This window comes from Rothia nasimurium, assembly GCF_928392795.1.
GTDB lineage: Bacteria > Actinomycetota > Actinomycetes > Actinomycetales > Micrococcaceae > Rothia > Rothia nasimurium_F.
This window is the reverse complement of the sequence record NZ_CAKMTJ010000002.1, coordinates 277,509-283,508: the sequence shown is the minus strand read 5'-3', so window position 1 is coordinate 283,508 and position 6,000 is coordinate 277,509. Positions and strand designations below refer to the sequence as shown.

At 61.1% G+C, this 6,000-nt stretch carries 7 protein-coding genes; 1 reads left to right on the top strand and 6 read right to left on the bottom strand.

Annotated features, from left to right (window positions below; genetic code table 11):
• Window positions 1-263 (top strand): hypothetical protein (locus L6963_RS04075; RefSeq protein ID WP_237207084.1); only part of this gene is annotated, 263 nt, incomplete at its 5' end.
• Window positions 264-662: 399 nt separating this feature from the next.
• On the opposite strand, the gene rlmB is transcribed toward L6963_RS04075, so the two are convergent.
• From rlmB to L6963_RS04045, 6 genes are all read right to left on the bottom strand, one after another.
• Window positions 663-1,643, bottom strand: coding sequence for a 23S rRNA (guanosine(2251)-2'-O)-methyltransferase RlmB (gene rlmB / locus L6963_RS04070; protein ID WP_237207083.1), 981 nt, complete (start codon window positions 1,641-1,643; stop codon window positions 663-665).
• 97 nt (window positions 1,644-1,740) lie between these two features.
• Window positions 1,741-3,165: a cysteine--tRNA ligase gene (cysS, locus tag L6963_RS04065; RefSeq protein ID WP_237207082.1), complete on the bottom strand. Its 1,425-nt coding sequence runs from the start codon at window positions 3,163-3,165 to the stop codon at window positions 1,741-1,743.
• A 2-nt stretch (window positions 3,166-3,167) separates the two neighbouring features.
• The gene (locus L6963_RS04060; RefSeq protein WP_237207081.1) at window positions 3,168-4,058 is read right to left on the bottom strand and encodes an alpha/beta fold hydrolase; all 891 of its coding nucleotides are present in this window, start codon (window positions 4,056-4,058) and stop codon (window positions 3,168-3,170) included.
• Window positions 4,059-4,156: 98 nt separating this feature from the next.
• Window positions 4,157-4,636: a 2-C-methyl-D-erythritol 2,4-cyclodiphosphate synthase gene (gene ispF / locus L6963_RS04055; RefSeq protein ID WP_237207080.1), complete on the bottom strand. Its 480-nt coding sequence runs from the start codon at window positions 4,634-4,636 to the stop codon at window positions 4,157-4,159.
• Window positions 4,633-5,409, bottom strand: a complete 777-nt coding sequence (gene ispD, locus L6963_RS04050) for a 2-C-methyl-D-erythritol 4-phosphate cytidylyltransferase (RefSeq protein WP_237207079.1) — start codon at window positions 5,407-5,409, stop codon at window positions 4,633-4,635. Before ispD ends, ispF begins: the two co-directional genes overlap by 4 nt.
• 23 nt (window positions 5,410-5,432) lie before the next feature.
• A complete protein-coding gene (locus tag L6963_RS04045) occupies window positions 5,433-5,918 on the bottom strand; it encodes a CarD family transcriptional regulator (protein WP_185173529.1) in 486 nt (161 codons plus the stop codon).
• Window positions 5,919-6,000: the final 82 nt, after the last annotated feature.

Here is a 6,000-nt window from a genome sequence, read left to right as displayed (position 1 = left end):
TTATTTATAACATTGGTACGCTATTGAGTTTTCAAGCAACAAACCGCATTCTCAACCCTAGCCAGATGCTGGCCGGTGTTTCGTATCGGTCATTCTCAAGTTTTTGTGTTACCCGTTTGGGCAACTCGTCTAGTTTATCGCGTTTCTTTTCTGTGTGTCAACTCGGTGTTCCGTGTTGTGTTTCACAGTGGCTTTTGGCTGGTTTGTTGCTTCAAAATCTCACTCGTTCGAGTTGGGATTTCTCGGTTCCGGCCGGGGCCTGAATTCGCTATGTGACTAGGTGTTTTGTCGCTTGGCGGGTTTCCCCTGTGCCGTGGCGACTCGTAATACTTTACGCAGGTTTTCCAGAGCGTGCAACCCAAAAGTGCCACCACAGGAGCCTTTTTGCCTCAAAATCTCCACCCACAACAGGTAAAACACCTAGTCAAAGCTGAACTAAACACCTTAAAAATATTTTTAAAGTTTTTTTGAAGGTCTTCAGAAGACTTGATTTTAGGGATTTTTTGTGAGCCAGGCCCTTATTCCGGCTCACACGAGCTTCGTATATTTGTGCGCAGGGGCAGCGAGCGCGAGCCTGCCGCCAGCCCGCCCCCCCCTAAGACTAGATAAACAAAAAGTGCTCCCCCGCTATCGCGGGAGAGCACTTCGTTCTTATAAGAAGCTTAGGCAGCTCGGCGGCGGGATACCTCGTAGAGGGAGATTCCTACTGCCATGGAGGCGTTGAGCGATTCCATCGCTGAGCTAATGGGAATCGAAACGATTTGGTCGCAGTTCTCGGTGACCAGTCGTGACAATCCCTTACCTTCTGAGCCAACAACAATCATGAGCGGTTCAGAGGCTAGTTCAAGGTTGGGCAGGTCTATGTCTCCGCCGCCGTCCAGACCGACGACGAAGATACCGGCGTCCTTAGCCTGCTGGATCACGCGGGTCAGGTTAGTGGCCTTAGCTACGGGGATACGGGCAGCGGCACCGGATGAGGTCTTCCAGGCCGAAGCGGTCATAGCTGCCGAGCGGCGCTCGGGAATGATGACGCCGTTACCTGAGAAGGCTGAAACGGAGCGGATGATGGCACCCAGGTTGCGGGGATCGGTGATGCCGTCCAGGGCGACAAAGAGGGGCGGGGTATCCATCTGCTTGTCGTACCAGCGGTCCATGGTGTCGAGCACCAGGTTGCCGGCGTCCGGGTACTTGTAGGGCGGAATCTGCAGAGCAACACCCTGGTGGACAGCGTGGTCGGTGAGACGGTCCAGCTCGTTACGGCCAATTTCGAGCATGGGCAGGCCCTGCTTGTTGGCTTCGGTCATGATGTCGCGGACGCGGTCGTCGACCTCGATGCGGGACATGATGAAGAGGGTCTTGGCAGGAATCTCGGTCTGCAGTGCCTCAAGTACGGAGTTACGACCGGTGACCAGCTCATCGGAGGCACGCTTGCCGCCCAGGCGGGGCTGGCGGGAGCGCAGGGTGTTCGTTGCCTTGCGGTTTTCGGCGGCCTTCTTCATCTTGTAGGCCTTGTGGTAGACGCGGTCTTCGGCCTTAGGGGTGTTGCCGCGGCCTTCGAGGGCCTTACGGCCGTGGCCGCCGGTGCCCTTGGTGGGGCCCTTCTTTTTGTTGGTTGCGCCGGGGCGTGAGCCTGCCTTCGCCATAAATCTCGTCCTTTGATAGATGTCTATGAATTATTTTCTAGCTTACCGACCCCTTGCGCCCTATGGGGCGAGAGATGGAGCACGGTAGCGCAGTGAGTTAGAGGGACCAGGTGGAGCCGGATGCGCCGTCCTTGACGGTGATACCGGCGGCGGCCAGGGCGTCACGGATTTGGTCTGCGCGGGCCCAGTCTTTAGCCTCGCGGGCTTCGGCACGCTGGGTGAGCATGGTCTGAATCAGAGAGTCGAGCGCTGCGTGTTCGCCGGGTTCGTTGGCGGCAGCCCCTGCCTGGCTGAAGGACATGAGCTCCACCAGCCCCAGCACCTTGGCCATAGCGTAGACCTGCTCGGCGGCGTCCTGGGCGGATTCACCGGCAGCCAGGGCTGCGTTACCGGCGCGGACGCCCGCATGCAGGGCAGCCAGAGCCTTGGGGATGTTGAGGTCATCGTCCATGGCCTCGGCAAAGGCCTCGGGTACCGCAGCGTCTTCACGATGGTAGTCGCGGGTTGCGGCCAAGAAGGCTTCAACGCGCTCAACGGCTACACGCGCCTCTTCGAGGGAGGTGGGGTGGTAGTCGAGGACGGAGCGGTAGTGGGCCTGGCCCAGGTAGTAGCGGACGACCAGGGGGCGGGCGGCTTCGAGCATCTGGGCGGGGGTGATGATGTTGCCAATGGACTTGGACATCTTCTCGCCCTCGTAGTTGACCAGGCCGTTGTGCATCCAGAAGTTGGCAAAGCCGTAGCCGGCTGCCTGGGACTGGGCCATCTCATTTTCGTGGTGGGGGAAGCGCAGGTCGAGGCCGCCGCCATGAATATCAAAAGTCTCGCCCAGGTACTTACCCGCCATAGCCGAGCATTCCAGGTGCCAGCCGGGGCGGCCCTTACCCCAGGGGGAATCCCAGGAGGCAGTGACGGGCTCGCCCTCCTTATAAGCCTTCCAGAGGGCAAAGTCACGGGGATCGCGCTTGCCGCGGGGGTCGGCGTCCGGGGCGTCCTGCATGTCGTCAATCTTCTGGCGGGTCAGGGCGCCGTAGTTCTCCCAGGAGCGCACGTCGAAGTAGACGTCGCCGCAGCCGTCGGTCGCCGGGTAGGCGTGACCGCGGTCGATGAGGCGCTGGATGAGGGCGAACATCTCGGGAATGTGCCCGGTTGCGCGCGGCTCGTAGGTGGGCGGTGCGATGTTGAGGGAGGCGTAAGCGGCCCCAAAGACCCGCTCGAAGCGGTAGGCCAGGGCCCACCATTCCTCGGCCGGGTGCTCACCGGTGAAATCGGGCTCGAAAGAGGCAGTCGAGTTCACCAGAATCTTGTCGTCGATGTCGGTGACGTTACGAACCGTGGTGACCTTGTAACCGCGGTAGGTCAGCCAGCGGGAGAGCTGGTCAAAGACCAGGCCCGAGCGCACGTGCCCGATGTGGGGAGCCCCCTGCACGGTGGCACCACAGTAGTAGATACGGGCCTCGCCGGGGTGAACCGGGGTGAAGTCACGGACGCTTGCTGTTGCTGAATCATAAAAACGTAGAGTCACGCCTAACAGTTTACCGTGCGCTGTAGAACCGGTGCGAGGACGCTAGCTGCGTGGTTAATGAGCAGGGAGAAATGGCCGTCGCGCGGTAGTTCGTGAATCTGGGCTCCCAGGCGGAGCCCTAAGTTGCGAGCGCGGGCGGGTTTGATGGCCAAATCTCGCCCGGCTACCCAGAGATGGACCGGGGCTTTAACGGTGGACTCTGCGAATCCCCAGTCGTCCTGAATTGCATACTCGTCTTGCACCCCGCCTTTGATGGAGAATTGCAGGGCGTAATCGTGGGAGACCGCCATGCGGTAGGCAGCGGTGTGCCCCTGCACGTCTCGCCCCAGGGCTGAAGCTAGGGTCGAGGCGGACGCCAGCGGGCGACTAACGGCGCGGGCGGTCAGGTCGATTAGGGATTTGGGGAACCAGGAGAGGGTCAGATGCGACATGTGGACGCGCAGCGGAGTGAGGTTAAGACCCAGTCGGGTTTCCCAGAGGGGATGGTGGGTGAAGGGGGCCAGTAAGATGAGCTGGTCTATCTTCTCGGGGTGCAGGGCAGCTAGGCTCATAGCGTGGGGCCCGCCGCCGGAAAAGCCCATCACGCTGAAACGGTCAAGCTCTAGATGGTCGATGATGGCGGCGACGTCCTGCTCTGCCCAAGTGCCCACCAGCCTGTGGGGTACGGCATCCGATGCTCCCAGCCCCGGGCGGTCCGGGGCGATAAGGCGGATACCCAGTTCTCTGGCCGCCTCATCGAGGAAGAGGGCCTCATAACCGGTACCGGGAGTGCCGTGGCAGTAGATGACGGTAGCTGTGGGTGCTTCTTTCTGCCCAAATTCGTGCCAGGCGATGACGCGTCCCCCGTCCTGGCTCAGCAGATGAGGGCGGGGTTCAAGGGGGTCGGCGTTCACAGGTACTTCTTTACAGCTTGGGGTGGTGTTAACAGGGACAGGCTTATTGTAGCGCTGACTGCCCCCGCCTCTGAGCGCGCCCGACGCTGGGCCTTGGCTCAAGCGTCCTTACGGTATACCAGGGCGACAGCGCTAGCTGCCACGCCCTCTCCGCGGCCGGTCAGCCCCAGCCCGTCGGTGGTGGTGGCGGTGACGGTCACCGGAGCACCGGCGGCCTCGGACAGGACGCGGTTGGCCTCGTCCCGGCGCGGGGAGAACTTGGGCTTGTTGCCGATCAGCTGCACCGCAATGTTGCCAATCTCAAACCCGGCGGCCCGCACAATGGCAGCAGCTTCAGAGAGGATCCGCACACCGGAAGCACCTGCCATATCGGGCCGATCCACCCCGAAGTTGGAGCCTAGATCGCCGGTGCCACTAGCAGAAAACAGGGCATCGGCAGCAGCGTGAGCGACCACGTCGCCGTCCGAATGGCCCGATAGGCCACGCTGGCCCGGCCAGTGCAGACCGGCCACCCACAGCTCGGTGCCCTCCTCACCAAAAGCGTGAACATCAGTACCGGTACCGATACGGGGAATCATGATTCTCTCTTTTCGTCGTAGAGGGCTCTGGCAAGAGTTAGGTCAAGGGGGGTTGTAATCTTGAAGGCCTCGGCGGCTCCCTCGACCGTTGCCACCGGCAGACCCAGGGTCTCAGCCAGCATGGCATCATCGGTGATACTTTCAGCGACCTCGGGGGCCAGGGAGGCGACATCTCGGTGGGCCTGGAGCAGGGTAGCCAGGTCAAAGCCCTGGGGAGTCTGCACAGCCCGCAGCTGCGCGCGAGCCGGAGTGCCGCTCACATACCCCCTAGCATCTACAGTCTTGATGGTATCCACCACCGGCAACACGGGGATGACGGCTTTCTCACCCGCCGCTAGAGCCGCCGCCACCCGGTGATAGACCCCGGCAGGGGTAAAGCAGCGGGCGGCATCGTGCACCAGGACGCCGGTGGGCAGCTGCCCGGGGGCACCGGGCAGGGGGGCAGCGTCCGCAATCGCAGTCAGGGCAGCCGTGACCGACTCGGCACGCGTTGCGCCGCCGGACACCGCCAAGGCACCGTACCGGGCGCAGATCTGTCGCAGCTCAACATCCTGCGGGGGCACCGTCACCACCAGCCGAGCTACCACGCCCGACGCTAGGGCACCGGTCAGCGCCCATTCCAATAGCGTGCGGCCGGCCACCTCTACCGCAGCTTTGGGCACGCCTGCGCCCAGGCGCGACCCGGAACCGGCGGCCACAATAACGACAGCGAGCACCGAACCACCAGAAGTGGTTGCGGTGCCCGCTGTATCAGAAAATTCTAGAGTGCTCACAGCTAGTGAGCATACCCGAAAGTTTAGACGCCCTCGAGAATCTTATCGAGTTCAACCTCGGCAGCTTCTTCGTCGATGTCCTTAGCCAGGGCAACCTCAGACGACAGAATCTGACGGGCCTTAGCCAGCATACGCTTCTCACCGGCAGACAGGCCACGGTCGTTCTCGCGGCGCCACAGGTCACGGACGACCTCGGCAACCTTCAGCACATCGCCAGATGCCAGCTTCTCAACGTTAGCCTTGTAGCGGCGGGACCAGTTTGCTGCTTCTTCGGTATCTGTAGCCTGAAGTACGTCAATGACTTCCTGCAGACCGCGCTCGTCAACGACATCGCGCACGCCCACCATATCGACGTTCTCAGCGGGAACCTCAATGACCAGGTCACCGTTAGCGACCTTGAGTTTCAGGTACATCTTCTCTTCGCCACGGATCTTGCGCATCTTGATTTCTTCAATCGTTGCGGCACCGTGGTGAGGGTAAACGACTGTTTCGCCAACCTCAAAAACCATATGGATAAACCCCTTTCAGCCTATCTATTCTACCATGCAACGAAAGACAGCACCCTTAAAGTCTCAAAATAGGCCCGGCGCT

Bases quoted from the DNA above. Each gene is read 5' to 3' on its own strand.
- rlmB (WP_237207083.1), bottom strand. From the start codon at position 1,643: ATGGCGAAGGCAGGCTCACGCCCCGGCGCAACCAACAAAAAGAAGGGC.
- ispF (WP_237207080.1), bottom strand. From the start codon at position 4,636: ATGATTCCCCGTATCGGTACCGGTACTGATGTTCACGCTTTTGGTGAG.
- L6963_RS04045 (WP_185173529.1), bottom strand. From the start codon at position 5,918: ATGGTTTTTGAGGTTGGCGAAACAGTCGTTTACCCTCACCACGGTGCC.